General features: G+C 74.3%; 21 protein-coding genes, 1 tRNA gene and 1 pseudogene. 12 read left to right on the plus strand and 11 right to left on the minus strand.

Annotation, left to right across the window (positions count from 1 at the left end; translation table 11 throughout):
* Positions 1-150: 150 nt before the first annotated feature.
* The gene (locus ACH4PU_RS23785) at positions 151-678 is read right to left on the minus strand and encodes a GNAT family N-acetyltransferase (RefSeq protein WP_398275477.1); all 528 of its coding nucleotides are present in this window, start codon (positions 676-678) and stop codon (positions 151-153) included.
* A gap of 116 nt (positions 679-794) precedes the next feature.
* Between ACH4PU_RS23785 and ACH4PU_RS23790 the strand changes: the two genes are divergently transcribed.
* A complete protein-coding gene (locus ACH4PU_RS23790) occupies positions 795-1,586 on the plus strand; it encodes an SGNH/GDSL hydrolase family protein (protein ID WP_398275480.1) in 792 nt (263 codons plus the stop codon).
* Positions 1,587-1,598: 12 nt separating this feature from the next.
* Here ACH4PU_RS23790 and ACH4PU_RS23795 read toward each other — a convergent pair whose 3' ends face one another.
* Positions 1,599-2,462, minus strand: a complete 864-nt coding sequence (locus tag ACH4PU_RS23795) for an SAM-dependent methyltransferase (RefSeq protein ID WP_398275483.1) — start codon at positions 2,460-2,462, stop codon at positions 1,599-1,601.
* 364 nt (positions 2,463-2,826) lie between these two features.
* Here ACH4PU_RS23795 and ACH4PU_RS23800 point away from each other — a divergent pair, with 364 nt between their 5' ends.
* Complete coding sequence (locus tag ACH4PU_RS23800; RefSeq protein WP_398275486.1) at positions 2,827-4,251, plus strand: amino acid permease; 1,425 nt, start codon at positions 2,827-2,829, stop codon at positions 4,249-4,251.
* 39 nt (positions 4,252-4,290) lie between these two features.
* Here the strand turns inward: ACH4PU_RS23800 and ACH4PU_RS23805 are convergent, their stop codons facing one another.
* Positions 4,291-4,689: a hypothetical protein gene (locus ACH4PU_RS23805; RefSeq protein WP_398275489.1), complete on the minus strand. Its 399-nt coding sequence runs from the start codon at positions 4,687-4,689 to the stop codon at positions 4,291-4,293.
* Between ACH4PU_RS23805 and ACH4PU_RS23810 the strand changes: the two genes are divergently transcribed.
* Positions 4,688-5,101, plus strand: coding sequence for a hypothetical protein (locus ACH4PU_RS23810; RefSeq protein WP_398275492.1), 414 nt, complete (start codon positions 4,688-4,690; stop codon positions 5,099-5,101). The two genes, ACH4PU_RS23805 and ACH4PU_RS23810, sit on opposite strands and share 2 nt — an antisense overlap.
* A 102-nt stretch (positions 5,102-5,203) precedes the next feature.
* Positions 5,204-5,572 (plus strand): nuclear transport factor 2 family protein, encoded by a 369-nt coding sequence (locus tag ACH4PU_RS23815; protein ID WP_398275495.1) that lies wholly within the window; start codon positions 5,204-5,206, stop codon positions 5,570-5,572.
* Here the strand turns inward: ACH4PU_RS23815 and ACH4PU_RS23820 are convergent.
* Complete coding sequence (locus ACH4PU_RS23820) at positions 5,562-6,368, minus strand: helix-turn-helix domain-containing protein (RefSeq protein WP_398275498.1); 807 nt, start codon at positions 6,366-6,368, stop codon at positions 5,562-5,564. The genes ACH4PU_RS23815 and ACH4PU_RS23820 overlap by 11 nt on opposite strands.
* Before the next feature lie 154 nt (positions 6,369-6,522).
* On the opposite strand from ACH4PU_RS23820, the gene ACH4PU_RS23825 reads away from it, so the two are divergent.
* Positions 6,523-6,834: a 4a-hydroxytetrahydrobiopterin dehydratase gene (locus ACH4PU_RS23825; RefSeq protein WP_185943457.1), complete on the plus strand. Its 312-nt coding sequence runs from the start codon at positions 6,523-6,525 to the stop codon at positions 6,832-6,834.
* Positions 6,835-6,941: 107 nt separating this feature from the next.
* Here ACH4PU_RS23825 and ACH4PU_RS23830 read toward each other — a convergent pair whose 3' ends face one another.
* Both ACH4PU_RS23830 and ACH4PU_RS23835 read right to left on the minus strand, forming a co-directional pair.
* Positions 6,942-8,780: an AMP-dependent synthetase/ligase gene (locus ACH4PU_RS23830; RefSeq protein WP_398275502.1), complete on the minus strand. Its 1,839-nt coding sequence runs from the start codon at positions 8,778-8,780 to the stop codon at positions 6,942-6,944.
* Positions 8,781-9,126: 346 nt separating this feature from the next.
* Positions 9,127-9,999: pseudogene (locus ACH4PU_RS23835) on the minus strand (LysR family transcriptional regulator); the annotation flags it as partial.
* An 85-nt stretch (positions 10,000-10,084) separates the two neighbouring features.
* Here ACH4PU_RS23835 and ACH4PU_RS23840 point away from each other — a divergent pair.
* Positions 10,085-11,140, plus strand: a complete 1,056-nt coding sequence (locus ACH4PU_RS23840) for a bile acid:sodium symporter family protein (RefSeq protein ID WP_398275505.1) — start codon at positions 10,085-10,087, stop codon at positions 11,138-11,140.
* 20 nt (positions 11,141-11,160) lie between these two features.
* Here ACH4PU_RS23840 and ACH4PU_RS23845 read toward each other — a convergent pair whose 3' ends face one another.
* The gene (locus ACH4PU_RS23845) at positions 11,161-12,093 is read right to left on the minus strand and encodes a zinc-binding alcohol dehydrogenase family protein (RefSeq protein WP_398275508.1); all 933 of its coding nucleotides are present in this window, start codon (positions 12,091-12,093) and stop codon (positions 11,161-11,163) included.
* Between the two features lie 135 nt (positions 12,094-12,228).
* Between ACH4PU_RS23845 and ACH4PU_RS23850 the strand changes: the two genes are divergently transcribed.
* Together ACH4PU_RS23850 and ACH4PU_RS23855 are read left to right on the plus strand one after the other, a co-directional pair.
* Entirely contained in the window at positions 12,229-12,690 is a 462-nt protein-coding gene (locus ACH4PU_RS23850) for a MarR family winged helix-turn-helix transcriptional regulator (protein WP_398275511.1), read from the plus strand.
* Positions 12,691-12,941: 251 nt separating this feature from the next.
* On the plus strand, positions 12,942-15,350 hold the full coding sequence (locus tag ACH4PU_RS23855; RefSeq protein WP_398275514.1) for a GTPase-associated protein 1-related protein: 2,409 nt from the start codon (positions 12,942-12,944) through the stop codon (positions 15,348-15,350).
* Positions 15,351-15,389: 39 nt separating this feature from the next.
* Here the strand turns inward: ACH4PU_RS23855 and fdhD are convergent, their stop codons facing one another.
* Entirely contained in the window at positions 15,390-16,223 is an 834-nt protein-coding gene (fdhD, locus tag ACH4PU_RS23860; protein ID WP_398275517.1) for a formate dehydrogenase accessory sulfurtransferase FdhD, read from the minus strand.
* Between the two features lie 344 nt (positions 16,224-16,567).
* Here fdhD and ACH4PU_RS23865 point away from each other — a divergent pair, with 344 nt between their 5' ends.
* From ACH4PU_RS23865 to ACH4PU_RS23880, 4 genes are all read left to right on the plus strand, one after another.
* Positions 16,568-18,121: an aldehyde dehydrogenase family protein gene (locus tag ACH4PU_RS23865; RefSeq protein ID WP_398275520.1), complete on the plus strand. Its 1,554-nt coding sequence runs from the start codon at positions 16,568-16,570 to the stop codon at positions 18,119-18,121.
* Between the two features lie 310 nt (positions 18,122-18,431).
* Positions 18,432-18,519, plus strand: a tRNA-Leu gene (locus ACH4PU_RS23870).
* A 636-nt stretch (positions 18,520-19,155) separates the two neighbouring features.
* Positions 19,156-19,482, plus strand: a complete 327-nt coding sequence (locus tag ACH4PU_RS23875) for a putative quinol monooxygenase (RefSeq protein WP_398275809.1) — start codon at positions 19,156-19,158, stop codon at positions 19,480-19,482.
* A 275-nt stretch (positions 19,483-19,757) separates the two neighbouring features.
* Entirely contained in the window at positions 19,758-21,302 is a 1,545-nt protein-coding gene (locus ACH4PU_RS23880; RefSeq protein WP_398275523.1) for an FAD-dependent oxidoreductase, read from the plus strand.
* A gap of 4 nt (positions 21,303-21,306) precedes the next feature.
* Here the strand turns inward: ACH4PU_RS23880 and ACH4PU_RS23885 are convergent, their stop codons facing one another.
* The 3 genes from ACH4PU_RS23885 to ACH4PU_RS23895 form a co-directional block, all read right to left on the minus strand.
* Entirely contained in the window at positions 21,307-22,536 is a 1,230-nt protein-coding gene (locus ACH4PU_RS23885) for a cytochrome P450 (protein ID WP_398275526.1), read from the minus strand.
* Positions 22,537-22,654: 118 nt separating this feature from the next.
* Positions 22,655-24,277 (minus strand): FAD-dependent monooxygenase, encoded by a 1,623-nt coding sequence (locus tag ACH4PU_RS23890; protein ID WP_398275528.1) that lies wholly within the window; start codon positions 24,275-24,277, stop codon positions 22,655-22,657.
* Positions 24,274-26,387, minus strand: a 2,114-nt coding sequence (locus ACH4PU_RS23895; protein ID WP_398275531.1) for a ferritin-like domain-containing protein, incomplete at its 5' end; no start/stop codon positions are given. The genes ACH4PU_RS23890 and ACH4PU_RS23895, both read right to left, overlap by 4 nt.

Consider the following 26,387-nt stretch of genomic DNA (forward strand, 5'->3'; position numbering starts at 1 on the left):
CCGGACGGGCTGAAATCAGCCCGTCCGGCGTTTGAGGACAACCGCGCGAAGCGCGGTTTCGGGGGTGCGGGGGCTTGCCCCCGCAAGAAACTGGGGGCACCTCCCAGCGGTAGCTGGGGGAGAAAGGGCGGGACCGGGGCACCCCCACCCCTACGGCTTCGCCTCCAGCACGTGCACACGGACAGCCGCCCCCGACAGGGGATGTCTCGTCTCCCGATCGAACCGCATCCCGAGCTTCCGCATGACACCCTCCGACGCGTCGTTCCCTACCGCGTGCACGCTGACGATCCGGGCCAGACCGCGGTCGCGGAGGGCGAAGTCCAGGACGGCGCGGGCGCCTTCGGTGGCCAGGCCGCGGCCCCAGAAGGGGCGGCCGAGCCGCCAGCCGATCTCGACGGCGGGCAGGATCTCGGGCAGGTAGTGGGGAACGGACAGGCCGATGAAGCCGGCCAGCCGCCCGTCCTCCCGGAGCTCGGCCGCGAAGAGGCCGATGCCGTGCTCCTCCCACTCGCGTTCCCAGGCGGCGATGCTCGCGGCCGTCTGGGCGCGGTCCTGCACCGAGCCGTCCCTGATCCACCGCATCACGTCCGGATCGCCGTTGATGGCCGCCATCGGTTCGAGGTCGTCCTCGCGCCAGCGGCGCAGCGTCAGTCGCGGGGTGCGCAGGGTGATCGTCATGGGGGCATCCTGCCCATTCCAGCGCCTCCTAGAGGTGAATCGGGCCACGATCGGCCACCCTTGGGGCAGTTGCGGATGGTAGGAACGGCGCACCGTCCACGACCCAGGGAGATCCTGTGCGTCCGACCTTCCGCGCCGCCCGGTTCGCCGCCGTCCTCGCCGCCGCCTCGTCCCTGCTCTGGTCCGCGCCGCCGCCCGCCGCCGCCGGACCGCCCGTCTCCTACGCCGCGCTCGGCGACTCGTTCTCGTCCGGCGTCGGTGCCGGGCCCTACGACCCGGCGAGCGGGCTGTGCCTGAGAAGCCCGCGCGCCTACGGGCCGCTGTGGGCCGCCGCCCACGGAGTGCGGGACTTCCGGTTCCCCGCCTGTGCGGGCGCCAACAGCGACGACGTGCTGCGGAAGCAGGCCGTCGCGCTGGACCCCGGGATCCGCCTCGTCACCCTGACCCTCGGCGGCAACGACGTGGGCTACTCCCGCGTCATGCTCGCCTGCAGCGTCGGCCTGCCCGGCGCGTGCGACGGGGAGGCGGACCGGGCCGAGGCCGAGATGGACCGCTCCCTGCCCCGCCGGCTGGACACCGCGTACCACGCGATCGCCCAACGGGCGCCGCACGCACGGGTGGTGGTGCTGGGATACCCCCGCCTCTTCGGCGCTTCCTCCTGCCTGATCCCCTCCCCGCCGAACGCCCGGCGGATGGACACCGCGCTCGACCATCTCGACGCGGTGATCGCCGACCGCGCCCGGGCCGCGCGGTTCACCTACCTCGACGCGCGCCGGGCCTTCGCCGGGCACGGCGCCTGCTCCGGCGCGCCGTGGACCAACCCGGCCGGACCGCTGTTCTGGGAGTCGTACCACCCCAACGGGGCAGGGCAGCACGGGTACTTCGGGCTGCTGTCGCGCGGGCTCTGAGCGGTGGTCCCGTCACCACGGCCGCCGCGGTTTCGAGGCGACCACGATCGCGTAACCCAGCTCGGGCGTGGCCGCGAGCCGGTCCATCGCGTCGAGCAGGGCCCGGGCCTCCTCGCGTTCCTCCGGGGGGATGTCCGTCCCGTCCGCCCGGAGGGCCGCGCAGAGGGCGCGGAGGGTCTGCGGGACGCTGTGCTCCGAGACGTCCATGACGCTCTCGACGGCCAGTCCCGCGTCGGCGAGCAGCGCCGGGTAGTCCGCGAGCGGCAGGATCGCGGCGATCCGGTTGAGTGCGCAGAAGGTGTCGAGGGCCGGGCGGCTCGCGGCCGGCAGGGGTGCGCGTTCGACCACGTTGGCGATGGCGAGCCGGGCGCCCGGGCGCAGGACGCCGTGGATCCGGCGCAGGACGTGCCGGGGGTCGGGCATGTGGAGGAGGGACTCGAAGAGCCAGGCCCCGTCGAAGGAGCCGGCGGGGAAGGGCGGCTCGGCCGCGTCGGCGAGCCGGAAGGAGACCCGGTCGGACAGACCCTCGGCCGCCGCGGCGGCGGACGCCAGGCGGACCTGCTCTCCGCTGAGGGTGATGCCGGTGACGGTCGCGCCGGTGGTCCGGGCGAGCTGGAGGGCGGGGCGGCCGGTGCCGCAGCCGGCGTCCAGGACGCGGTCGCCCGGCCCGACCCCGAGGGCGTCGGTCATCAGCCGGGTCATGCGGGCGGACGCCGTGGTGACGGAGAGGGCGGGGGCGGTGGGGGTGCCGTCCGCCGGATCGGGCCAGTGGCCGAAGTGGATGCTGCCGCCGAGCAGCGCGGCGGTCCGTTCGCTGTAGCGGTCGTAGAGTTCCGCGATGGCCTGGGGGGTGACCTCACGAAAACCACTGATCATGACGGGTTCCTCCTGGGGGAAGAGAACGGGAACGGGCTGATCGACCGGCCTGATCGGTGAGCGTCGCCCGCGGAGACGCGGACGATCTCCCGAACGTTGCCCCCGGACCCGGCCGCGCGCGGCAGGACGCGTCCGGCGAAACGGGACGGAAGCCGCGGCCGGCTGGCCGGAACCCTCCGCACCCCGTTCGGGAGCGGGTGGACGAATCACGGCCGGCGCCTCGCCGAGCTGGACCTTTTCCGGCGGAAGGCGGCCTTCCGCGGGACAAAAAAGAGCGATTTTGCGCCGCGCCCCCCACTGGTCACCATGTGCTTCTGTCGCACATATCTGCGACCTGCCCGCAGGATGAGAGGCGCACCACCCCATGCACGAAACCGACGGCACCCCCGCGCGCCGTTTCGGCCTCCCCACGGCGATAGCGCTGGTCATGGGGAACATCATCGGCGGCGGCATCTTCCTGCTGCCCGCCTCCGTCGCCCCGTACGGCACCGTCAGCCTGCTCGCCTTCGGCGTGCTGACCGTCGGGGCCATCGCGCTCGCCCTGGTCTTCGGCCGGCTCGCGGAGCGGCATCCGCGGACCGGCGGCCCGTACGTGTACGCGCGCGAGGCGTTCGGTGACTTCGCCGGCTTCCTCTCCGCGTGGTCGTACTGGACCATGACCTGGGTCAGCAACGCCGCGCTGGCGGTGGCCGGCGTCGGCTACTTCCACGCGCTGACGGGCGGCAAGGGCTCGATGGGCTCCGACCTGGCCGTGGCCCTGCTGATGCTCTGGCTGCCGGCCCTGGCCAACCTCGCCGGCACCCGCTGGGTGGGGGCCGTGCAACTGGTCTCCACGGTGCTCAAGTTCATCCCGCTGCTGTTCGTGGCGGTCGTCGGGCTGTTCTACTTCGACCCGCACAACCTGGGCTCCTTCACCGAGGGCGGCGGAAACTGGGCCGGCGGCCTGACCGCGTCCGCGGCGATCCTGCTCTACAGCTACGTCGGCGTCGAGTCGGCGGCGATGAGCGCGGGCGAGGTCCGCGACCCGGAGCGCAACGTCGGCCGGGCCAGCGTGCTCGGCACCATCGGCGCGGCCCTGGTGTACCTGCTCGGCACCCTCGCGGTCTTCGGCACCGTGCCGCACGGCACGCTCGTGAACTCCACGGCGCCGTTCTCCGACGCCGTGAACGCGATGTTCGGCGGGGAGTGGGGCGGCACCCTGATCGCCGCCGCCGCCGTGATCTCCATCGTGGGGGCGCTCAACGGCTGGACGCTGATGAGCGCCCAGGCCCCGTACGCGGCGGCCAAGGACGGCCTGTTCCCGGCCGTGTTCGCGCGCAAGCGGCGCGGGGTGCCGACGGCGGGCGTGCTCGCCGCGTCCGTCCTGGCCACCCTGCTGACGGTGATCAACTACGTGTCGGGGGCGGGCGGGGTCTTCGAGATCCTGGTGCTGGTCACCACGTTCTCCGCGACCGTGCCCTACCTGCTGGCCGCCGCCGCCCAGGTGTACTTCCTGCTCACCGGCCGGCGCGACCGGGTGCGCCCGGGCCGGCTGACCCGCGACCTGGTCCTGGCGCTCGGCGCGTTCGCCTTCTCCTTCTGGCTGGTCGCGGGCGCCGGCTACAAGGCGGTCTACCAGGGCGTCCTGTTCCTCTTCGCGGGTGTCCTCGTCTATGTGTGGATGGCGGCCCGCCGCGCGCCGGAGCAGCCCGTCGGGACGGCGGAGCGGCGGGCCGCGTCCGAGGAGCCCGCGGTCTCGGTGCCCTCCGAGGCGGCGGCTCCCGAGCCGGAGGCGGCCGCCGGGCGCTGAATGCCCGGGGGTGACGGCCCTCCGGCGGATCGGATGCCCTCAGCGGTCCCTCATGGCGCACAGGTCGCCGTGGTGACCGGCCGAGGCACGCAGGTGGTGTACGCGAGCGGGCGGCACGTTGTCCCAGACGACGTGCCGCCCGACGCCGTACCGGGACGTGTACGCGTCCAGCACCGCGTCCACCGCCCGGTGCCGGCGGGCCTCGGCCCTGGTGCTCGTCAGGGCGCGCAGGTGCCGGGTGCCCAGATAGGCGAAGAAGGTCAGGTGCCCGCCGGGGACGAGCGCGCGCAGATACCGCCCGAGGATCGCCTCGACCCTCTCCGGTGCGAAGTTGGTGAACGGCAGACAGGAAACGATCGTGTCGTAGCGGTGTTCGCCCAGATCGAGGTCGGTGATCGACTCCGGTAGCAGCCGGATGCGGTCGCCGGCCGCCACCATGGCCGAGGCGCGCTCCGCCGGGCAGACGGTCGAGGCGGACCTCGCGGGCGACGCCGAGTCCGTCCCGGTCAGCCACCGCCTCGCCGTCCACCGCGTGGTCCGGGAAGCCCTGACCAACGCCCGCAAACACGCCTCCGGCGCACCCGCCCGGGTCACCGTCCGCTACGGAACGGCGGAATCCGCCGTCGAGGTGCGCAACGACGCCGGCACCCCGTCCGAAGCCGCCGCGCTGGGCGGTGGATACGGTCTGATCGGGCTCACCGAGCGTGTCACGGCGCTCGGCGGCCGGCTGGAGTACGGGCCGACGGACAGTGGGCAACCGGGTCCAGGCCGCGCTGTGCGCGCGGGACGCCGGGGTCGGCGCCGCGGGGTGAAGGCCGGCTTCCGCAGCGGGCCACTACCTGAGAGGTAATCGCCGTCCGCCCGAGCGCACGGCAGGCTGTGGGCATGCCTCCGGACCCGGGCGCTCGGGTTCGGAGGCCCCCAAGCCCCTTCAGCAGGAAGAGAGTTCGCCATGTCCGTGTACGAGACCGCCGTCGCCCGCTACCTCGCCGCCTGGAACGCCGACGCGGAGTCCCGCGCCGCGGCCGTCGCCGCCGCCTGGACCGAGGACGGCTCCTACACCGACCCGCTGGCCGACGTCACCGGGCACGACGGGATCGCCGCCGTGATCACCGCCGCGCACGAGCGGTTCCCCGGCTTCGAGTTCCGGCCGGCCGGTGCCGTGGACGGGCACCACAACACCGTCCGCTTCGGCTGGGAACTGGTCTCCACCGCCGACGGCTCCGCGCCCGTCGCAGGCTTCGACGTGGCCGTGCTCACCGAGGACGGCCGCATCAGCGGCGTCCTCGGCTTCCTCGACCGGGTCCCGGCTACGGCGTGAGGCCCCGCAGGTACGCGGCCGTCTCCGCGTCGGCGGGGAGGAAGGTCTCCAGCGCCAGTTCGGAGACGGTCACGTCCAGCGGGGTGTTGAAGGTGGCGATGGCGGAGACGAACGACAGCGTCCGGCCGTCGTGTTCGATCAGCATCGGCAGCGCGTAGGGCGCGCTCCGGTCGCCTGCCCGCTCCTCGCCGCAGGGGTCCGGCAGCGGGTAGGCCGCCACCTCGTCGTACAGGGCGCGCAGCGGCGCGGACCGCATCAGGGAGAGCTGGCGGTCCATCTGGTGCAGCAGATGGCGACGCCACTCGGGGAAGTTGCGGATGCGCGGGGCCATCCCGCGCGGGTGCAGGGTCAGCCGCATGGCGTTCAGCGGCGGGGCGAGCAGTTCCTCGGCCACGCCCTCCAGCAGCATGGCGACGCCCCGGTTGGCCGCCAGCACCTGGTACGTGCCGTCGACGACGAGCGCGGGGAACGGCTCGTAGCCGCGCAGCAGGACGTCGAGGTTCGCGCGCATGTCGCTCAGCGCCGGGTCGTCCAGCGACCGCTCGGGGTAGCGCGGGGCGTAACCCGCCGCCATCAGCAGGGTGTTCCGCTCCCGGACGGGTATGTCCAGATGGTCGGCGAGGCGCAGCACCATCTCCTCGCTCGGCCGCGACCGGCCCGTCTCGACGAAGCTGATGTGCCGGGCCGAGGAGTCGGCGCGCAGGGCCAGTTCCAGCTGGCTGATCCGGCGGCGGTTCCGCCAGGAGCGCAGCAGCTCGCCCACTTGCGGGACCGTCGGGGTCGCAGTAATGGTCATGCGTGCGACCGTAACCCGCCGCCCCTCGGGCCGACGGGAAACAACCCCCGCCCCGTGGGAGGCTTGGGGGACGGGCCCCGGGCACCGGCCCCGGGGTACCCGGCGGTGCGCGGTGCGCCGAAGACGGAGCAGGGTGCGACGAGGAGGAGCTGTCATGACGGTCGAACCGCTGTCGCAGCAGGACGTCGAGGAGCGCCTCCGGGAGCTCCCCGGCTGGACGACGGACGGACTGCTGCTGCGCCGTACCTACACCTTCGCCGGGCACCTCCCGGCGGCGGCGCTGGTGCTGCACATCGCGGTCATCCAGGACGAGTTGGGGCACCACGCCGAGGTCACGCTCGGCTACGACCGGGTCGGTGTCGCGGTGAACACGCACAGCGTGGGCGGCAAGGTGACCGGCCTGGACATCGAACTCGCGCGCAGGATCGAGGCGGTGGCCGCCGGGCACGGGGCGCGGGCCGCCTGACCGAGCGGGCCGCCTGACCGAGCGGGCCGTCTGTCCGAGCGGGCCGTCCGGCCGCGGGGTGCCGGTCGCTCTCACGAGACGGTCGGCTTTCCGGACACGATCCACTTTCAGGACACGGTCAGCCGGTAGAGCGCGTCGACGTCTGTCGCGTACGCCTTCTCTATCGCCCGCCGTTTCAGCTTCATGGTGGGCGTCAGCAGCCCCTGCTCCTCGGTGAACTGGCCGGCGAGGATGCGGAACGTGCGGATCGACTCGGCCGGCGGCGCCTGCGCGTTGGCGGCCACCACGGCGCGCCGGATCTCGGCCTCCAGCTCGCGGTCCCGCACCAGTGCGCCCGGGGGCGGGACGGGCCGGCCGCGCATCGCGCACCAGTGCGCGACCGCCGGGCGGTCCAGGGTGACCAGCGCGGCGAGGAACGGGCGGCCGTTGCCGACGACCAGGCAGCGGTCCACCAGGGGGTGCGCCCGGACCCGTTCCTCCAGCGCCGAGGGCAGCACACCCGTCCCGTCGGAGGTCGCCAGGGACTCCGCCTTGCGGCCTCTGATCGTCAGATACCCGTGGTCGTCGAGGGCGCCCAGGTCCCCGGTGGCCAGCCAGCCGTCGCGGAGGACCGCCTCGCTGCCGCGCGGGTCGCCCAGGTAGCCGGCGAAGACCTGCGGGCCCCGCAGCCACACCTCGCCGTCGTCCGCTATGCGCACGCCCGTGCCGGGGACGGGTGTGCCGACCGTGCCGAAGCGCGGGCGCTCCGGCGGGTTGGCGGTCACGGCGCCCGTGGTCTCCGTCAGGCCGTAGCCCTCGACGAGAGTGATGCCGGCGCCGGCGAAGAAGAGGCCGAGCCGGCGGTCGAGGACGGCGCCGCCCGACAGCGCGAACCGCAGCCGGCCGCCCAGGCTCTCCCGGAGCCCGGAGTAGACGAGCCGGTCGAAGACCCGGCGCCGCACGCGCAGGGCTGTGCCCGGACCCGGGCCGGCGCCGAACGCCCGCTCCTCCAGGGCGCCGGAGTGGCGGACGGCCACCTCCACCGCCCGCTCGAACGTCCGCTCGCGGCCGGTGCGTTCGGCCTCGCGCCGGGCGGCGCTGAAGACCCGCTCGTACACATAGGGCACCGCGGCGAGGAACGTCGGGCGGAAACTCCGCAGCTCGGACAGGAACACCGGCCCCGACATCCTGGACTGGTGCCCCACCCGCACCCCGGCCCGTACGGCGGCGACCTGCACCATCCGGCCCAGGACATGGTCGAGCGGCAGGACGAGCAGGGTGGACGCCTGCTCCCCGGGGCCCGAGCCGGGGCGGAAGATCGGGCCGAAGCGGCCGACGACGTTGTCGGTCTCCGCCATGAAGTTGGCGTGGGTGAGAACGCACGCCTTGGGGCGGCCGGTGGTGCCCGGGGTGTAGAGGACGGTGGCCGGGGTGTCGGGGGTGACGGCCGCGCGCCGGCGGTGGACCTCCTCCTCCGCGACCCCGGTGCCGGCCGCGGTCAGCTCCTCGACGGCGCCCGCGTCGAGCTGCCACAGCCGGCGCAGGCCGGGCAGCCGGTCGATGACGGAGCCGACGGTCATGGCGTGGTCGCCGTGCTCGACGACGCAGGCGGAGACCTCCGCGTCGTGCAGCGTCCAGAAGACCTGCTCCACGGACGCCCCCGGGTACAGCGGCACCGACTGGGCGCCGACGGACCACAGGGCGAAGTCGAAGAGGGTCCACTCGTAGCGGGTCCGGGAGACGATCGCGACCCGGTCGCCCGCGCGGACGCCCTCGGCCAGCAGGCCCCTGGCCAGGGCCGTCACCTGGTCCCGGAAGGCCGCCGCCGTCACGTCCCGCCAGCCGCCGGCCACCCTGCGGCCGAACGTCACCCGGCCCGGGGTGGCGGCCGCGTGCTCGAACACGGCGTCCGCCAGACCGCCGGAGGGCGGCACCGGTACCAGGGGTGGGACGGTGATCTCGCGCACAACCTCGCTCCTCGCCACGCTCCGCACAGCGCGGGTGACCGTACCCGATCCCTCAACGGTGAACCCTGAGGTTCCGGTGGACGGACGGGGCTCACGGTATCTGCACGAAATCTCCCTGACCTGGCTCGTTCGCTTCCGATCGGTCCGGTGACCGATCCCGACCGTTTCAGGGGCGGTCGGCGACACCCCCGGCCCCTGGAGGGGCCGGGGCCGGCTTGCCCGGATCCGCTTGCCCGGCCGGACCCGTCCGCCTGCTCGGGCCCGTCTGCCCGGCCGGATCCGTCTGCCCGGCCGGGTCCGCCTGTCCGGCTGGATCTGCGGGCTCCGTCGGCTCGTTCAGTTCGGCTGGGGTGTGCAGCCGGTCGCCGGCCACGAGGATCGCCTGGGACAGCGCCTCGGCGCTGCCCCGCACCGCGCTGTCCCGTTCGGGACCGGGCCCCTGCAGCAGGACGACGTCGATGGCGCCGAGCTCCGGCAGCCCGGCGCGGGCCGGGACGGGCGCCAGCCCCGGCGGGATCATGCCGCGCGTATGGGCCATCACCCCCAGCCCGGCCCGGGCCGCCGCGACCAGGCCGTTGAGGCTGCGGCTGGTGCACGTCACCCGCCAGGCCCGGCCGTCGCGCTCCAGGACGTCCAGGGCCCGCGCCCGCGTGATCGCCGGGGCCGGGAAGACGACCAGGGGCAGGGGCCGGCGGGCGTCCAGGCGCAGCCGCTCGCTGCCGATCCACACCAGGCGGTCACGCCAGACGAGCCGGCCGTTCTGCGGCTGCCGGGGGTGCCGCTTGACCAGCACCAGGTCGAAGCGGCCGGCCGCCATCTGCTCGTGCAGCGTGTCCGACAGGTCCACCGTGAGCTCCAGGTCCACCTCCGGGTGCTCCCGCCGGAAGCGCTCCAGGACCTCGGGCAGCCGGGTGAGGACGAAGTCCTCGGAGGCCCCGAAGCGCAGCCGCCCGCGCAACCGCGTCCCCGCGAACCAGTGGGCGGCCCGCTCGTTCGCCTCCAGGATCGTGCGGGCGAAGCCGAGCATGGCCTCCCCGTCCTCGGTCAGCTCCACGCTGTGCGTGTCACGCGCGAACAACTGCCGGCCGGCCGCCTCCTCCAGCCTGCGCACCTGCTGGCTGACCGTCGACTGACGCACCCCCAGGCGGTGGGCGGCCTGGGTGAAGCTGAGCGTCTGCGAGACGGCGAGGAAGGTCCGCAACTGCACCGGATCGAACATGCCCCGAGCCTATCGCCGCTTGTGATGACAGTCAGCACGGTGAACGGGGTTCCCGATGACCGTGCCCCCGGGCAGGCTGGCACTCATGCGCCGACCAGCCCTTCCGGCCTCCTTCCTGTCCCGCATACCCGTCGATCCCTACGTCGCCGCCCTGCTCGGCACGGTCCTGCTCGCGGTGCTGCTGCCGGCCCGCGGCTCGGCGGCGACGGTGGCCGGCATCGCCGCCAAGATCCTGGTGAGCCTGCTCTTCTTCCTCTACGGCGCCCGGCTCTCCACCCGGGAGACCGTCGAGGGACTGCGCCATTGGCGGCTGCACACGGCGGTCCTCTGCTGCACCTTCGTCGTCTTCCCCCTGCTCGGGCTCGCCGCCCGCGGCCTCGTCCCCTACGTCCTGACCCCGAGCCTCTACGACGGCTTCCTCTTCCTGTGCCTGGTGCCCTCCACCATCCAGTCGGCCATCGCCTTCACCTCCATCGCCCGTGGCAACGTGGCGGCGGCCATCTGCGCGGGCTCCTTCTCCAGCCTCGTGGGCATCGTCCTCACCCCCCTCCTCGCGGCGGCACTGCTCGGTAACAGCGGCGCCGGGTTCTCCCTCGACTCACTGCTGTCGATCGTCCTGCAACTGCTCGTGCCCTTCCTCGCCGGCCAGGTGCTGCGCCCCTGGATCGGCGGCTTCATCGGCCGCCACCGCACCGTCCTGGGCCGCGTCGACCGCACCTCGGTGCTGATGGTCGTCTACGTGGCCTTCAGCGCGGGCATGGTGCGCGGTGTCTGGAGCCAGGTGACGCCGTGGCGGCTGCTGGCCCTGCTGGGGGTGGAAGCCGTCCTGCTGGCGGTCATGCTCCTCCTCACCGGCTACGGCGCGCGCCGGCTCGGCTTCTCCCGCGCGGACCGGATCGCCATCGTCTTCGCGGGCTCGAAGAAGGGCCTCGCGGCCGGACTGCCCATGGCCGCTGTCCTCTTCGGGGCCGAGTCCAGCCTCGCGGTGCTGCCCCTGATGCTCTTCCACCAGCTCCAGCTGATGGTCTGCGCCGTCCTCGCCAAGCGCTTCGCCCGCCGACCGGACACCGACGCCCCGGAGCCCGCGCCGGCCGCGGCGGCGCAGGGCCGGGCCGAGGTCGCCACCGGCCCGGTGCGGTAGCCGGACAGCCGCGCCGCCCGTCACGCCGGCCGCAGGACCACCTTCCCCTGATTGGCGCGCGATTCCATGATCTCGTGGGCCGTGGCGGCGTCCTCCAGGGGCAGCTCGGCATGGACGTGAGGCCGCAGCCGGCCCTCGGCGTACAGCGCCCAGAGGTCCTGCCGCCACCGTTCCATCAGATCGGGACGGTGACGGGCTATCAGGGCCATCTGGAAGCCGATCGCCGATTTCGCGCCGGCCAGCAGGTCGTACGCCTGGAGAGTGCCTCCGCCGGAGCTGTAGGCCACCAACCGCCCGCCGGGCGCGAGCGCCCGGACGGCGGGGGAGAGGAGGTCGCCGCCGACCGCGTCCAGGACGACGTCCACCGGATCTCCCCAGGACTCCTCCTCGTAGGTGACGGCCTCGTCGGCGCCCAGGGACCTGACGAATCCGAGCTTCTCCCGCGAGCCGACCGCCGCCACCACCCGGCCCGCTCCACGGGCCCGGGCGATCTGCACGGCCAGATGCCCGGCACCGCCCGCCGCGCCCGTGACCAGCACCGACTCGCCCTCGGCGGGGCGTGCCGCCTCGTAGGCGCCTCGCGCGACGAGACCGCAGCGGACCAGGGCGACCGCGTCGGTGGCGGTCGCGCCGTCGGGGATCCGGGAGGCCATCGAGGAGTTCAGCACGGCGTGGTCCGCGTACCCGTCGCCGAAGCAGAGGCCGGTGACCCGCTCGCCCGGCCGGGACCCGGTCACGTCCGGGCCCACCGCGACGACCTCTCCCGCCACGTCACCGCCCAGCCCCGCCGGGAGGGGCGGCCCGCCCTCGCGGACCTTCCGCGTCACGGGCAGGGTGACGCCGATCGCCTCGACGCGCACGAGCAGTTCACCCGGGCCGGGGCGGGGGACCTCCGCCTCCTCGACCCGCAGGACCTCGGGGCCGCCGTTCTCGTAATAGCGGACACGTCGCATGGTGCACCCTCCACAGTCGTCGGTCGCCGGACTCCTTCATTGGGAGCCCCAATGGTTATGACTGTAGCGGATATCGTTGGGGATTCCCATGGTTTTTCGTGGGAATCCCCAACGAGCCCGGGCTACCCTCGACGCATGGCACACACCCGTACGGATCCCGGCGCCCGCGAACCCGCCCTCGGACACATCCAGTCCCTCCCGAGCTGGCTGCTCAACCGCGCCTCCGCGCGCGGCCGCCGCCTCGTCGCCGACGCGCTCGCGCAGGACGGCATGCGCATGCCCCACCACGCCGTGCTCTCCGCCGTGGCCGACTTCGGCCCGGTCGCCCAGGCGGAGCTCGGCCGGACGACGGGGTTCGATCCGAAGGACATGGTCGGCATCCTCAACGACCTCCAGGCGCAGGCGCTGATCACCCGCGCCCCCGACCCGTCCGACCGCCGCAAGAACGCCATCACGCTCACCGACGAGGGCCGCAAGCGTCTCGCCCGCCTCACCGAGCTGGGGGACGCGGCCAACGAGGAGCTGCTGTCCGCCCTTTCGCCGGTCGAGCGCGAACTGTTCCTCGCCCTGCTCGCCCGGGTCGTCGACCAGGGCTGACCCGCTCCGGGGCCAGCCCCCGGGCCGCCGCCGGGGAGGGCGTGAGGGCGGGGTCCGGGACGTCGCTGGGTGATCCGTGGGACCGAGGTGGGGGAAGCCCTGAGACGACCCTGGTCCGGCCCTGATATTCGGCCAAATCCCGGACGGCCTCCCCTCGGATCTGGTGGGATGGCCTCGCGCCGAAACTCCCGCCCCGCGCGCAGCCATCGGCGTACGACGTGCCGTGACCCAGCACCGCGAAAGGAGCCCGAGTGACCCTGCAGCAACTGCACTACTCCTGCTCGTCCGCGGCCTCGGGCCCCCGCTTCACCGCCGCCAGCCCCGACCTGCCCGCACTCCTGCTCGGGGAGACCGAGCCCCTGCTCGCCTACGAACCACCGGACACCGCTCCCGCGTCAGCACCGGCCCACGGGTCCGCCGCCGTCGCCACCGGCTCCACCACCCCCACCGGCCCCGACGCGGCCACCGGTGAACTCACCGACCTCCCCGTCGTCTTCAGCCACAACCGCCTCTCCGACGGCACCCGGCTGCTCTGCCGCACCGTGTGCACCGGCACCTACCTCCGCGGCCGGCGCCACGCCTTCCACGCCCACGCCGTCCGGTTGACGCAGGACGGGCCCCTGCCCGGTGGGCTGCTGCCCATCGAGGCGTGGGAGTCCCCCTCCTGGGCCGACACCACCCCGGACGACGGAATCCCCATCCCCTTGGCGGCCTTCGCCCCGGCCCGCCGCATCGGCAAGGAGGGGTTGCTGGAGTTCGTCACCGCCCGCGCCGAGCGACTGGAGCCGTTCCTCACGGACGTCCGCGCCCTGTTCCGCAGCCCCGACTCGCCCCAACTCCTGGTGATCGAGCGGGACACGACCCGCATCGCGCACTGGATCGCCGTCGCCAGCGCCGTCCTCCCGCGCGAGCACGCCCACCGGCTCACCTTCACCACCTACACCCGCCGGCCCCTGCTCGCCCGGCACCAGATCGTCGGCGCCCTCCCCGGATCCGACTTCGACTACGCCCATGTGGCGGCCGACCGGCGCTACCGCGTCCACGACTGCGCGGGCGGCCAGTCCAGCCCCGTCCGCGACGAACCCGACCCCTGGGCCGTCGTGGCCGCCCGGGTGCTCCTGGCGGGCAAGCCAGCGCTGTTCACGGAGGCCGCCCGGCTCCGCACGGCCGGCGACCGCGACACCACCCACGACGCCGGCCGGCTCGCCGCCGTCGCCCTCCGCGAAGGGATCGTCCTGGACTCGGCGGGACGGGCGGCCGCCGCCCGCTGGGCCCGCCAGCACGGACAGCTCCCCCCGGGCGACCGCACGGACAGGGCGGACGGAACGGTGCCCGGCGCGGTGATCGCCGCCCTGGCCCGGGGCGGCACCCCCCGCACCTCGGCGGAGTGGGCCGCCCTCGCCGAACTCGCCGAGCACTTCGGGCCGTTGACGGACCACCCCGCCGGCGAACGGCTCAGACGCGACCTGCGCGCGGAGCTCGACCGCGCCACCCCCGGGGAGCCCCTCGAACAGGTGCTCTCCCTCCTCCGCCTCGCGGAAGCCCTGCGTGTCGACCACACCCCCGTCCTCACCGCCCGCCTGAGCGCCGCGCTGCTCGGGGAGGCCAAGCAGGACCGGGAACGGGTCTGGGCGGCGGTCACCGGCCGTCCGGGGCTGACGGCGGCGGTCCTCGACGCCCTGGAGCGCACCGCGGCCACCGGCGACCCGTCGTCCGTCGTCCGCCTCCTCACCACCGGTTTCCCGAAGGACCGGCTGGTGGACCACCCCCACCTGCGCATGGCGGCGGCCGTCGCGGGCCGGCCGCTCCCGCCCGACCAGGACCGCACCGACCTCCTCACCGCACTCACCCGGGCGGCCGGCCGCCGCCACGGCTCCGACCCCGCCGTCCTGCGCACCGCCTACCGGCTGATCTGGGGCAGCGCCCGGCCCACCCCGGCCGAGGCCGCCGCCCTGCTGGCCCGGCTGCCCGCCGAGCGGCACCGCGCCGCCGGCCTCGACGACGTGCTCGTCCGGTCCGCGCTGGAGAGCGGCCCGGACGACGAGCACGCGCCCGCCGTCGCCCGCACCCTGATCCTGCGGTGCGGCCAGCGGCTCGACCCCCGCCGGCGCGCGGCGCTCCTCCTCCTCGACCAGGCGGGAGCCCTCGCCGACGGAGAGGAGCAGCCGGGCTTCGCCGCCCGGGTCCTCGCCCTGCGCGAGCAGGCGGCGCCGCTGGAACCGGCCATCGACGAGCGCGTGTGCGGCGCCCTCCTCCGCAGGCTGCTCTCCGGCGAACCCTGCCACGACGAGCTTTCCGCGCTCGTCCGCTCCGGCGACGAGGAACTGCTCACCGCCTACGCCCGCATGGCCCGCAGCGGACTCGCGGACCTCGTCCTCCGCCGCTCGCCCGAGTTCGCGGGCGTCTGCTTCATGGCCTGGAACGCCGAGGCGGGCGAGAGCGACCTCTGGGACGACCTCCGGAACGAGCTGCTGGCCACCGTGCTGCGCCCCGCCGTCCGCCGGATGACCCGGGAGGAGCTGGACGAGGTCCAGTGGTTCCTGAGTGAACAGGACGGCGCCTGGGACGAGATGTTCCTCGACTGGAACAGGCGCCCGGGAGTGCTCGGCAGACTCGGGTCCCTGTGCCGGACGGCGGGGGCGAGGGCGCGGCCGGACTGAGCGGGCCGGGCCGCCGGCAGCCGGACGCCCAGGGCGCCGTCACGGCAGGACGACGCGCTCCTCGCCCGCGTAGACGTTCATCGACGAGCCGCGCAGGAAGCCCACCAGGGTCATCCCGGTCTCCACCGCCAGGTCGACGGCGAGGGACGACGGCGCCGACACGGCGGCCAGGACGGGGATCCCCGCCATGACCGCCTTCTGCGCCAGCTCGAAGGAGGCCCGACCGGAGACCAGCAGGACGGTGCCGGACAGCGGCAGGGACCCCTCGCGCAGCGCCCTGCCGACGAGCTTGTCGACCGCGTTGTGCCGCCCCACGTCCTCGCGCACGTCCAGGAGTTCGCCCTCCGCGGTGAAGAGGGCCGCCCCGTGCAGACCGCCGGTGCGGTCGAAGACCGTCTGGGACGCCCGCAGCCGGTCGGGGAGGGTGGCCAGCAGAGCGGGCGAGAGGCGGACCGGGTCCGGGCCGTCCGCGACCGGCCAACGGGCCGTGGTCCGCACCGCGTCCAGGCTGGCCTTGCCGCACAGCCCGCACGACGACGTGGTGTAGACGTTGCGCTCCAGGCTCACCTCGGGGACGGGCACGCCGGGAGCGAGCCGGACGTCGACGACGTTGTAGGTGTTGGAGCCGTCGTCCTTGGCCCCCGCGCAGTAGACGATGTTCGCCAGCTCCTCGGCCCGTCCGAGCACCCCCTCGCTGACCAGGAACCCCGCCGCCAGCGCGAAGTCGTCGCCCGGCGTGCGCATGGTGATCGCCAGCGGCTTGCCATTGAGCCGGATCTCCAGCGGCTCCTCCGCCACCAGGGTGTCGGGGCGCGTGTTCACCGCCCCGTCCCGGATGCGGATGACGCGGCGGCGTGCGGTGACCCGTCCCATGCTGATCGGTTCCGTTGCTGTCGACGGCGGTGGACGGCCCATTCTCACCGGAGCCGGCGACGGCGGGGGAGCCGGGGCCGTTCGGGCGGGCGGTGGTCACCACGAGAGATGACGCCGGCTGCGCCGAACGCCGCCGCGGATCCCTCCCGTTGACGTAGGCGGGGAAGAGCGGGCGGAGGATGGCGCCCCCTCCCGCACCTTTCCCACCCCTTACCCGCGGTCGCACGTGACATGGGCCTCATCGCGTACCAGGCACCCTGCCGCAGGGCCGGACGGGAGGCTACCGTTCGGTAGGCAACGTGCTGTTCCCCGCCCCGACTGTGCACCGAGAGCGGAGAAACCTCATGGCACCGACCCTCAACACCCTCGTCCTGCGCCCCGGCGCCGAATGGGACACCGCCTGGCGGCGCTGCCTGGACGTGGCCCCCGAGGCGTTCCGGGACGACCGCGTCCTCAACCTCTGGAACGGCGCCTGGCACGCGGACGGCCGTCCGCTGCCCGCCGTCTCCCCGGTCGACGGCACGCCCGTCGCCGGGCCCCCGCGCCTCGACGCCGAGGCCGCCCACCGAGCCGTCCGCGCCGCGCTCGACCAGCACCGCATGTGGCGCGAAGTGCCGCTCGCCGACCGCAGGGCCAGGGTGAGCGCCGCCCTAGACGCGCTGGAGGAGCACCGGGACCTCCTCGCCCTGCTGCTGGTCTGGGAGATCGGCAAGCCCTGGCGGCTCGCGCGGGCCGATGTGGACCGGGCGATCGACGGGGTCCGCTGGTACGTGGACGGCATCGCCGGGATGACGGCGGGCCGCGTCCCGCTCGCCGGCCCGGTGTCGAACATCGCCAGCTGGAACTACCCGATGAGCGTGCTCGTCCACGCCATGCTCGTCCAGGCGCTGGCCGGCAACGCGGTGATCGCCAAGACCCCGACCGACGGCGGCCTGTCCTGCCTGACGCTGGCCTGCGCCCTCGCCGTGCGCGAGGGCCTGCCCCTGACCCTCGTCAGCGGCAGTGGCGGCGAGCTGTCCGAGGCGCTCGTCCGGGCGCCCGAGATCGGCTGCGTCTCGTTCGTCGGCGGCCGGGACACCGGCGCGCGGGTCGCGACCGCCGTCGCCGACCTGGGCAAACGCCACATCCTGGAGCAGGAGGGCCTCAACACCTGGGGCATCTGGAACTTCACCGACTGGGACGCCTTCGCCCCGCTGATCCGCAAGTCCTTCGACTACGGGAAGCAGCGGTGCACGGCCTACCCCCGCTTCGTGGTGCAGCGCTCGGCGTTCGCTGACTTCCTCGCCGTGTACCTGCCGGCGGTGCGGTCCGTGCGCTTCGGGCATCCGCTGGCCGCGGAATGGCCGGCGGACGACCTCCCGGACCTGGACTTCGGGCCGCTGATCAACGCGGCCAAGGCGAAGGAGCTCACCGACCAGGTCGCCGAGGCGATCGACCGGGGCGCCGTCCCGCTGCACCAGGGCTCCCTGGCGGACGGGCACTTCCTGCCCGGCCAGGACCGGAGCGCATACGTGCCACCGGTCACCCTGCTCAATCCGCCGCCCTCGTCACCCCTGCACCACGCGGAACCCTTCGGCCCCGTGGACACCATCGTCCTCGTGGACACCGAAGCGGAACTGCTCGCCGCCATGAACGCCAGCAACGGCGCCCTGGTCGCCACCCTCTCCTGTGACGACCCCGAGACCTTCGCCCGCCTCGCCCCGCAGATCAGGGCCTTCAAGGTCGGCCACGGGAAGCCGCGCTCGCGCGGTGACCGCGACGAGCTGTTCGGCGGCTTCGGCGCGTCCTGGCGGGGCGCCTTCGTGGGCGGGGACCTGCTGGTCAAGGCGGTGACGCAGGGCCCGTCGGCGGAGGAGCGGCTGCCGGGCAACTTCCCGGACTACCACCTGATGCCCTGACGCGGCCGACGGGACCGCCGTGGCCGTACGCCTCACGTGACCCGTGGGAGGCACGCGCTCCACGCGCCCGTCCCCCGCGCACATTCCCGGGCGCCCCGGCGGCACCCCGCCCCCGCCCGGCCCGGACCGCCCCCTCGACGGCGGAAACCCCGCCGACCGGGGGCCACCTCTCCCCGAGCGATGCCAAAGGCGCCTGGTATGCCCATAAACACCCTTTATGGCCGCCCCAAAAGCCCTGGTCAAAGGCGCTCCGAAACCTTGATAGAGTTATCCATGTCGCCGCGGGGAACGCCCCGGGGAGACACACCCGGTCCGGGTGGCGGAATGGCAGACGCGCTAGCTTGAGGTGCTAGTGCCCTTTATCGGGCGTGGGGGTTCAAGTCCCCCCTCGGACACCAGTGAAGACCCCTGTTCATCAGGGGTCTTTCTGTTTTGCCCAACCGATTCGGACCCTGGCGTGGCCGGCGGAACGGACGGACGGTGGAGAGTGGTTCGTCCACGCGGCCTTGTACGGGTATCCGGCCTGCCGCCGGGTGCGGAAGTCGTTCCGGGGGCCGTAGGCGTGGGGCGCCGCAGGGTGGGGAGGGTCTTGCGGCGGATCTCGGTGATCGCGCTGGAGACGGAGACGGGGGCGCGGTCGTCGTCCGGCAGGCGGAGCTGCGGCTTGTGGTCGATGCTCTCGGCGCGTTTCGAGCCCATCACCACGGTCTTCGTCTCGGCGACGAACCTGTCGCGCTGGTCCGCGGGCATCGTGTCGGAGAACGAGAAGGCCAGGGTGGGGATGACGGGGCCGGCGGGGGCATCCGCCGTGCGGGCCTCCGGGGCGGTGGTCAGGCCGGCGGCCAGGGCACGGCCGCCGGCGGCGGCCCGCGGACCGTGCACGACCTCCCCAGCGCACCCGGTCCGGCGCGCCGCCGCCCGCCGTGTGAAACACCGGGGCGCCCCCCCGAAGATCGTCCGCGCACAGCCGCGCGGCATAATCGGACATCCGGGGTGAAAGCCCTGATCCGATGCCGCACACGCAGGAGCAGTTCATGATCTTCATCGTCGTCAAGTTCACGATTCGTCCGGAGCGCAGCGACGAGTGGCTCGGCCTCGTCGAGGACTTCACCCAGGGCACCCGGCGGGAGCCGGGCAACCTGTTCTTCGAGTGGTCGCGGAGCGTCGAGGACCCGAACCAGTTCGTCCTGGTCGAGGCCTTCAAGGACGGCGCGGCCGGCGAGGTGCACGTGAACTCGGAGCACTTCAAGAAGGCGATGGCCTGGATGCCCGACCTGATCGCCAAGACGCCCGAGATCGTCAACGTCGAGGTCCCGTCCGAGGGCTGGTCGGCGATGGCGGAGCTCTCCCCGCGCGGCTGACCCGTCGTCCGACGACCGAGGCCCCGTGCGCCCTCCTGCGGGAGGGCGCACGGGGCCTCGGTGTCGTCGGGTGCCGTGCGGGGACGCGTGGCGAGGGACGTCCAGCCGACCGGAGGGGTGGGGTGCGAGGCTGTCGCGTTGCCCCGATGGGTCGGGACGGTTCCGGATGTTCCGGGGGGATCTTTCGGGAGAATCGGGAGAGAGGCGCCATTGAAGGCGGGGTGGGGGTTCCCGCACGATGGGGGGCAAAGCGGTGGCGTCGGGGAGGGGGCTGCGTGGTGGAGGTTCGGGACGTCGTGGTCGTCGGTGCCGGGCCCACCGGGCTGGCCCTGGCGATCGCGCTGCGGCGGTACGGGCTGGACGTGCTCGTCGTCGAGAAGGAGCCGAGTACGAAGAGCGAGGCCCGGGCGTGTGTCATCTGGCAGCGGGCCCTTGAGGCGCTGAGGGATCTCGGGTGTGCCGAGGACCTGGTCGGGGCGGGGGTGGTGGTGCGGCGCGGGGCGTTCCGGGTGCGGGGGCGGCTGCGCGGGGAGTACGACATGGCCGTGCCGGGGACGGCCTTCCCCTGTCCGCTCGCCATCGAGCAGGACGCCACCGAGCGCCTGCTCCGCGGCCGGCTGCGGGCGCTGGGGGACGACGTCGGCTGGGGCACCGAGGCCGTGGCGGTGCGGGTCGGGGCGGACGGGGCCGAGGCCGACCTGCGGGGGCCGGACGGGCGGGGGCGTACGGTCGCGTGCCGGTGGATCGTGGGGTGCGAGGGGGCGCACAGCGTCGTGCGCAAGACCCTCGGCATTCCCTTCGAGGGCGAGCGCCGGACCGGCCTCCAGGCCGTGCAGATCAACGCCAAGCCCGACTGGCGCTTTCCGCGCGACCCCGACCTCACCCAGATCTTCCTCCAGCGGGGCGTCTCCCTCATCGTCAGCCCGCTGCCCGGGGGCGCGCACCGGTTCTTCGCCTTCCGCGACGACCCCGCGCCGCGCAGCGAGGAACCGCCCGGCATCGAGGAGATGCGGGCGCTCGTCGCCCGCGCCACCGGCGACCCCGACGTCCGGCTGGTGCCGACGGACCCGCCGTGGACCAACCGGGCCCGCTTCCACGACCGCCTCGCCGCGCGGCTCCGCCACGGCGCCGCCCTGCTCGCCGGCGACAGCGCCCACCTGTGGGCGCCCATCGGCGGGCACGGTCTCAACGCCGGGCTGTGCGCGGCCCACAACCTGGGCTGGAAGCTCGCGGCCGTCCATCAGGGGCGTTGCCGCGAGGAGTTGCTCGACACGTACTCCGCCGAACAGCGCCGCGTGGCCGCCGGCGTGATGCGGGACATGCGCCACAACATCACGGAACTCCCGCCCGGCCCCCTGACGTTCGCGGCCCTGAGCCTCGCCGCGCCGGTGGTCATCGGCAGCCGGTGGGCCGAACGGCGGACGCGGCTGATGATGAGCGACTTCACCCGGCACCACCGGCCGAGCGCCCTCTCCGCCGACACCGGTGGCCGGGGGCCGCTGCGCGCCGGCGACCGGCTGCCGGACCTGCCCGTCCGCGACCACGCCGGAGGCCGGCGGCGCCTCCACGAACTGCTTTCCTACGGCAGGTGGACGCTCCTGGTCTTCGAGGACGGCGGAAGCGGCACGGAGCTCGGGGGACTCGTGGAGCGGTACGGCGCGGCCATCGAGGTGTTCCGGGTCCGTCCCGAGGCCGACGCGGTCGGTGCGGTGCCCGCCGGGACGCTCCTCCTCGTCCGCCCCGACGGGTACGTGGGCCTCCGCGCCGCCTCCGGCGACCGCCGCGCACCGGCGGCCTATCTGGAACGGTGGTTCGTATGAGACTTCAGCGGTCCGCGCGCACCACCATCCTCGACGGGCCGTGGAACACCAGGTCGTCCGCGTACCGCACCGGGCCGTCCGGCTCGTCCGCCGCCAGTCGCAGCCCCGGCAGCCCGGTCAGCAGCCGGCGGAGACCGGTCTCCGCCTCGACCCGGGCCAGCGGGGCGCCCAGGCAGTAGTGGGCGCCCAGCCCGAAGCCGCAGTGGCGGCGGGCGTCACGGCGGATGTCCAGCCGGTCGGGGTGCGGGAAGCGGCGGGGATCGCGGTTGGCCGAGCCCAGGACCAGGGTCACCTTGTCGCCCCGCCGGACGGGATGCCCGCCGATCTCCCCGTCCTCGTGCGCGCGACGGCTGATGAGCTGCACCGGGCTGTCGTAGCGGACCAGTTCCTCCACCGCCCCCGGCAGCAACTCCGGGCGCTCACTGAGCAGTCCGAGCTGGTAGGGGTGGTCGAGCAGGGCGAGCAGGCCCTTGCAGAGGAGGTTGGTGGTGGTCTCGTGGCCGGCCGTGAGCAGATGGACGCAGGTGCCGACGAGGACGTCATCGCCCAGCGGCTCCTCCTCGTCCGCCCGCAGCATGGCCGCTATCAGGTCCCCCTCGTCCCCTTGTCCCGTCGGCCCGGTGGCGCGGCGCCGGGCCAGCTCGGCGCGGAAGTACGCGTCGAGTTCGCGCGCCGCCGCGTCCGCCACCCGGTAGGCGTCGCTCCGCCGGGCGGCGCGGGCGCTGGTGGCCTGCTGGAGGTCGACCGCGCGCGCCCGGAACCAGGGCCGGTCGTCCGCCGGCACTCCCAGCAGCTCGCTGATCACCAGGATCGGGAAGGGCGCGGCGAACCGGTCCACCAGATCGGCCCGCCCGTCCTCGGCCAGCGTCTCGGCCAGATCGGCGACGAGCCGGCCCGCGAGCTCGTCGACGCGGGGGCGCAGCCGCTCGACCACGCGGGGCGTGAAACTCCTCGCGACCAGCGCGCGCACGCGGGTGTGCCGCGGCGGGTCCATGAAGACCATCCAATGGGAGGCCGTCCGCCGCAGATGCGGGCACCCGGCCGGCAGCGGCGCGGGCAGGCCGCCGCGGCCGTACCGGCGGTCGGACAGGACGGCGGTGACGTCGGCGTGGCGGAAGAGGTACCAGCCGTCCTCGCCCTGGTGGACGGGGTCGTCCTCGCGGTAGCGCTCGTAGAGCGGATACGGGTCGGGGATGTGCACATCGGAGAGGCGGAAGGGGCCGAGGGGTGTCAAGGGTGCCTCCGTGGGCTACCGGGCGATGGGCTACCGGGCGTTCGGCCTGCGGGTGATGGGCTACCGGACGACGAGCCCCCGGACGAAGCGCCCCCGGACGTCCGTCTCCAAGACGTCCTCACCGCGCCCCCCGCACCGTGTCCGCCAGCAGCCCCGGATCCAGTGGCGGGCAGGCGGCGCGCCAGGCCACATGGCCGTCCGGGCGCACCAGGACGTACGGCCGGCCGTACAGCCGGGCCACCAGCCGGTCGTGGCAGCGGGTGACCGCGAGCGGTACGCCCCGCCGGGCGAAGGCGTCGGCGAGGGCGTCCGGGGGTGGGGCGTCCGCGAAGCACAGCAGGCGGAAGCCGGTGCCGAAGAGGTCCAGCGTCGACGTGCCGCCGCCGAGCCAGGCGTGCGGGGCGCGGGCGCCGGGGAGGGCGTCGGAGCGCCAGTCCCCGTCGTCGCCGTCCGGCTCGGTGACGATCAGCGGGGAGGCGTAGCGGTGGCCGAAGTGCAGGTCGGGGGCGTCGAATTCGGTCCGGACGGCCTCGCTGTCCAGCCGTCGGGCGAGTGCCGCCCGGGCCCGGGCGCCCTCCGGGGTGTCGAGCAGGATCTCCTGGGGGAGTGCGCGGCTCACCGTGCGCCGCACGTTGGCGCCGGCCGCCTCCAGGCCGCGCTCCGCGACCGGGCGGCGTTCCGTCTCGTACGCGTCGAGCAGTCCCGGCCCCGCCCAGCCGGCCAGCTCGGCGGCGAGCTTCCAGCCGAGGTCGGCGGCGTCGCCGATGCCGGTGTTCATGCCGAAGCCGCCCGCCGGCGGGAGGGTGTGCGCCGCGTCCCCGGCGAGCAGCACGCGGCCGACGCGGAAGCGGTCGGCGATCCGGTGGGTCAGGTGCCACACGTGCTCGGACACCACCTCCAGCGGGGTGTCCACGGCGACGACGGTCCGCAGCAGCGCCATCGTTTCCTGGTGCCGCGCCGTCTCGGCGGTGGCGATCAGCCGGTACAGCCCGTGGCCGTCCATCGACCGCAGCGGGTAGCGCAGGTCCGGTGGCCGGGTGAGGAAGTAGACCAGGGCCCGGCGGTCGCCGAGCCGCGCGTCGAGTTCCGGCGCGTGGAAGAGGATGTTGCGGAAGGTGCGGGTGGGGTGGCGGGAAGGGGCGGCGACGCCGAGGAGCCGGCGGACGGTCGACGAGGCGCCGTCACAGCCGACGAGCCAACGGGCCCGCACGGTGAGGGCGGCGCCGTCGGCGAGACGGGTGGCTGAGGCGGTGACGCCTGTGGCGTCCTGGACGAAGCCGTCGAGGCGGTGGCCGTGCCGCAGCGGCCCGTCGGGGCGGACACCGACCGCGCGGGCGAGCAGCGGCTCCAACAGGTGCTGCGGACAGACCTGTTCGGGCTCCGGCGTCCAGGGGAGCGGCGGCCGGCTGTCGGACGTGCCGAACGGCAGGCGGTGGATCTCGTGGCCGCCGACCGCGGTCACCCACGCCACGTCCAGCGGGTGGTCACCGGGCCAGCCGGCCGTCCGGATGGCGTGCGCGAGGCCCCAGCGCCGGAACAGTTCCATCGAGCGCGGTCCGACCGTACCGACCTTGGGGTGCTCCACCCGCCCGTCGGAGGCGTCGAGGAGCAGGAAGCGAACGCCCCGGTGTCTCAGGTCCAGGGCCAGTGCCAGCCCGACCGGGCCGGCGCCGACGATCAGGACGTCGGTGTCGAAGGGCGCTCCCCGGCCCCCGTGCTCGCCACTCCATGTGATCCTCATCCTTCGCGGTTCCTCTCCTTCGGCTCCGTTGCTCTCCGGAAGAAGTCGGCGTAGAACGCCGCCATGTCGCCGACCTGCTCCGGCACCCGGGGGCAGGCGCGTGCCGCGGCGGCCAGGTGGGCGAAGCGCAGGGCCAGGGCGCGGCGGGCGACGTCGGGGCGGGGCACGGACTGGGGCGCGGCCTCCAGTTCGAACGTCGGCCCCGCCGTCCGGCCGCGGCGGCCCGAGTCCATGGTGACCAGCAGTTCCGCCAGCGGGCGCATCATGCCCGTCATCACGTCGATGGAGGCGTTCATCAGTTTCGAGCGGCGCAGGCTGCCGTCGGCGCTCTCGCCGAAGTGCTGGACCATCAGCCGCAGCATCAACTCGTACGCCTGGTTGAACAACCGGGCGACCGCCCGTGCCTCGGGGTCGGTGACGGGGTCCTTGGCCGCGTCGCCGGTGCCGAGGGTGGGGTTGCGCAGCACGGGATAGGCGGGGTCCCAGGGGAGCAGCCGGCCGTGCGGTCCGGGGGCGCGTTCGGTGGTGAGGAGTTCGCCGATCCGCAGGAACGTCTCGAAGTGCGAGGTCTCCGGCGGGGGCGCGGCACCGGAACCGCCCTCGCCCTGCTCGGTGATGAGGTCGACGGCGAACAGCGCGCTCGCGAGGTCGTCGACCTCCAGCTGGTAGTCCGGGTGTGCGGTGTTGACGGACTCGCGGAGGAAGAGGTGGTGTTCGCCGCCGCCGCGGCCCTTCTCCACCAGGAACAGGTCCGGGACGCGCCGCAGCCCCTCCCGGATGGCCGCGTACAGCTCGCTGATCGACCCCCACGCGCCGGCGCGCGGCACGGGCGGGCCGGGCGGCGCGCCCTCCCGCCGCAGTTCAGGGGTGAGGCCGGCGGGCTGCTCTACGGCGATGTACCGCTGGACGCTGCCGATGCTCAGCCCTTCCAGGGCGAAGTCCAGGGGTACGGGGAGCCGCCCGTTGAGCGTGCCGAAGTCGATCACCGGAACGTGGAACGGTTCGCCGAGCGCCATGATGATGTTGTTGACCAGCAGGAAGTGGATCATCTCCTCGCGGGCGACGGTCAGCAGGCCGCCGCGGATCCCGTCGTCCAGCGTCGCCCCGCCTTGGCCGCAGACGAGTTCCAGCTGGCGCGGGGTCCACAGGCCGCGCCGCACGAGGACGCGGCCCGCGCCGTGCGTGGGCAGGGAGAAGGCGGCGTACAAGTACTGGAGCATCACGGCCAGTTCGAGGGTCGCCGCCTGTTTGAGGACGGCCCACAGCCGGCCCCGGGTGGTGATCGCCGGCGGCGCGGGCGGCGGCGCGGGGACGGCGAGCGGCGGGCGGGCCCTGGCCTGCTGGTTGCGGAGGTAGGCGAGGAGCAGCCGGGCCTTCGGGTCGGTGAGGTCGCGGGTGGGCGGCATGTAGTACGTGCGGTCCTTGTTGCGCGGGTCGCACATCTGCCACGCGAGCTCGGCGTAGGTCTCGACCTTGCAGCGGTCGGCGAGGCTGAAGACCTCGGACTTCATGAAGGTGGAGACCTGTTCGTAGTAGGCGAAGATCTCCCGGTGGAGGAGGGCGAAGTCCACGTTCTCGCGGGGGATCGCGTCCAGGTGCCAGTCGTCCGGCAGGACGCGGACGGCCAGCGAGCCGGCGCCCGCCCAGAAGCGGAGCGCGTCCGCGTCGTCGTAGGCGGTCCAGGCGGAGCCGGGGGCGCGGGGGTCGGTGCCGGGGGCGTCGGCGGGGCCGGTCGAGAGCAGCACCCGGCAGGTGCCGGCGCGGTCGCCGCGGAGGATGAGGTGGGCGTGGCCTCGGGCGTCGGTGGTGAGGGTGCACTCCGGGGCGTACGGCGCAGGCGCCGGTGCGGGGGCGGGCGCGTGTGCGGGGCTCGCGCTGCGCGCTCGGCCGTCCGGCGGGGGTGCGCCGCCCACGGGGCCGTGCGGTACGGCGCCCGGTGCGCCGACCGTTCTGCCGGTTCGGCCGTCCGGTCCGCTGTCGGTTCCGCCCACCCGGTCGTTCGGGGCGCTGCCCGCGCTGCCCGCGCTGCCCGCGCTGCCCGCGCTGCCCGCGCTGCCCGCGCTGCCCGCGCTGCCCGCGCTGCCCGCGCTGCCCGCGCTGCCCGCGCTGC

Source organism: Streptomyces sp. NPDC021100 (genome assembly GCF_044333095.1).
Taxonomy (GTDB): Bacteria; Actinomycetota; Actinomycetes; order Streptomycetales; family Streptomycetaceae; genus Streptomyces.

Excerpts from the sequence above, each read along its gene's own strand:
- ACH4PU_RS23785 (WP_398275477.1), bottom strand. The coding sequence starts at position 678 with ATGACGATCACCCTGCGCACCCCGCGACTGACGCTGCGCCGCTGGCGC.
- ACH4PU_RS23795 (WP_398275483.1), bottom strand. The coding sequence starts at position 2,462 with ATGATCAGTGGTTTTCGTGAGGTCACCCCCCAGGCCATCGCGGAACTC.
- ACH4PU_RS23800 (WP_398275486.1), top strand. The coding sequence starts at position 2,827 with ATGCACGAAACCGACGGCACCCCCGCGCGCCGTTTCGGCCTCCCCACG.
- ACH4PU_RS23810 (WP_398275492.1), top strand. The coding sequence starts at position 4,688 with ATGGCCGAGGCGCGCTCCGCCGGGCAGACGGTCGAGGCGGACCTCGCG.
- ACH4PU_RS23805 (WP_398275489.1), bottom strand. The coding sequence starts at position 4,689 with ATGGTGGCGGCCGGCGACCGCATCCGGCTGCTACCGGAGTCGATCACC.
- ACH4PU_RS23815 (WP_398275495.1), top strand. The coding sequence starts at position 5,204 with ATGTCCGTGTACGAGACCGCCGTCGCCCGCTACCTCGCCGCCTGGAAC.
- ACH4PU_RS23820 (WP_398275498.1), bottom strand. The coding sequence starts at position 6,368 with ATGACCATTACTGCGACCCCGACGGTCCCGCAAGTGGGCGAGCTGCTG.
- ACH4PU_RS23825 (WP_185943457.1), top strand. The coding sequence starts at position 6,523 with ATGACGGTCGAACCGCTGTCGCAGCAGGACGTCGAGGAGCGCCTCCGG.
- ACH4PU_RS23840 (WP_398275505.1), top strand. The coding sequence starts at position 10,085 with ATGCGCCGACCAGCCCTTCCGGCCTCCTTCCTGTCCCGCATACCCGTC.
- ACH4PU_RS23845 (WP_398275508.1), bottom strand. The coding sequence starts at position 12,093 with ATGCGACGTGTCCGCTATTACGAGAACGGCGGCCCCGAGGTCCTGCGG.
- ACH4PU_RS23850 (WP_398275511.1), top strand. The coding sequence starts at position 12,229 with ATGGCACACACCCGTACGGATCCCGGCGCCCGCGAACCCGCCCTCGGA.
- fdhD (WP_398275517.1), bottom strand. The coding sequence starts at position 16,223 with ATGGGACGGGTCACCGCACGCCGCCGCGTCATCCGCATCCGGGACGGG.
- ACH4PU_RS23865 (WP_398275520.1), top strand. The coding sequence starts at position 16,568 with ATGGCACCGACCCTCAACACCCTCGTCCTGCGCCCCGGCGCCGAATGG.
- ACH4PU_RS23875 (WP_398275809.1), top strand. The coding sequence starts at position 19,156 with ATGATCTTCATCGTCGTCAAGTTCACGATTCGTCCGGAGCGCAGCGAC.
- ACH4PU_RS23890 (WP_398275528.1), bottom strand. The coding sequence starts at position 24,277 with ATGAGGATCACATGGAGTGGCGAGCACGGGGGCCGGGGAGCGCCCTTC.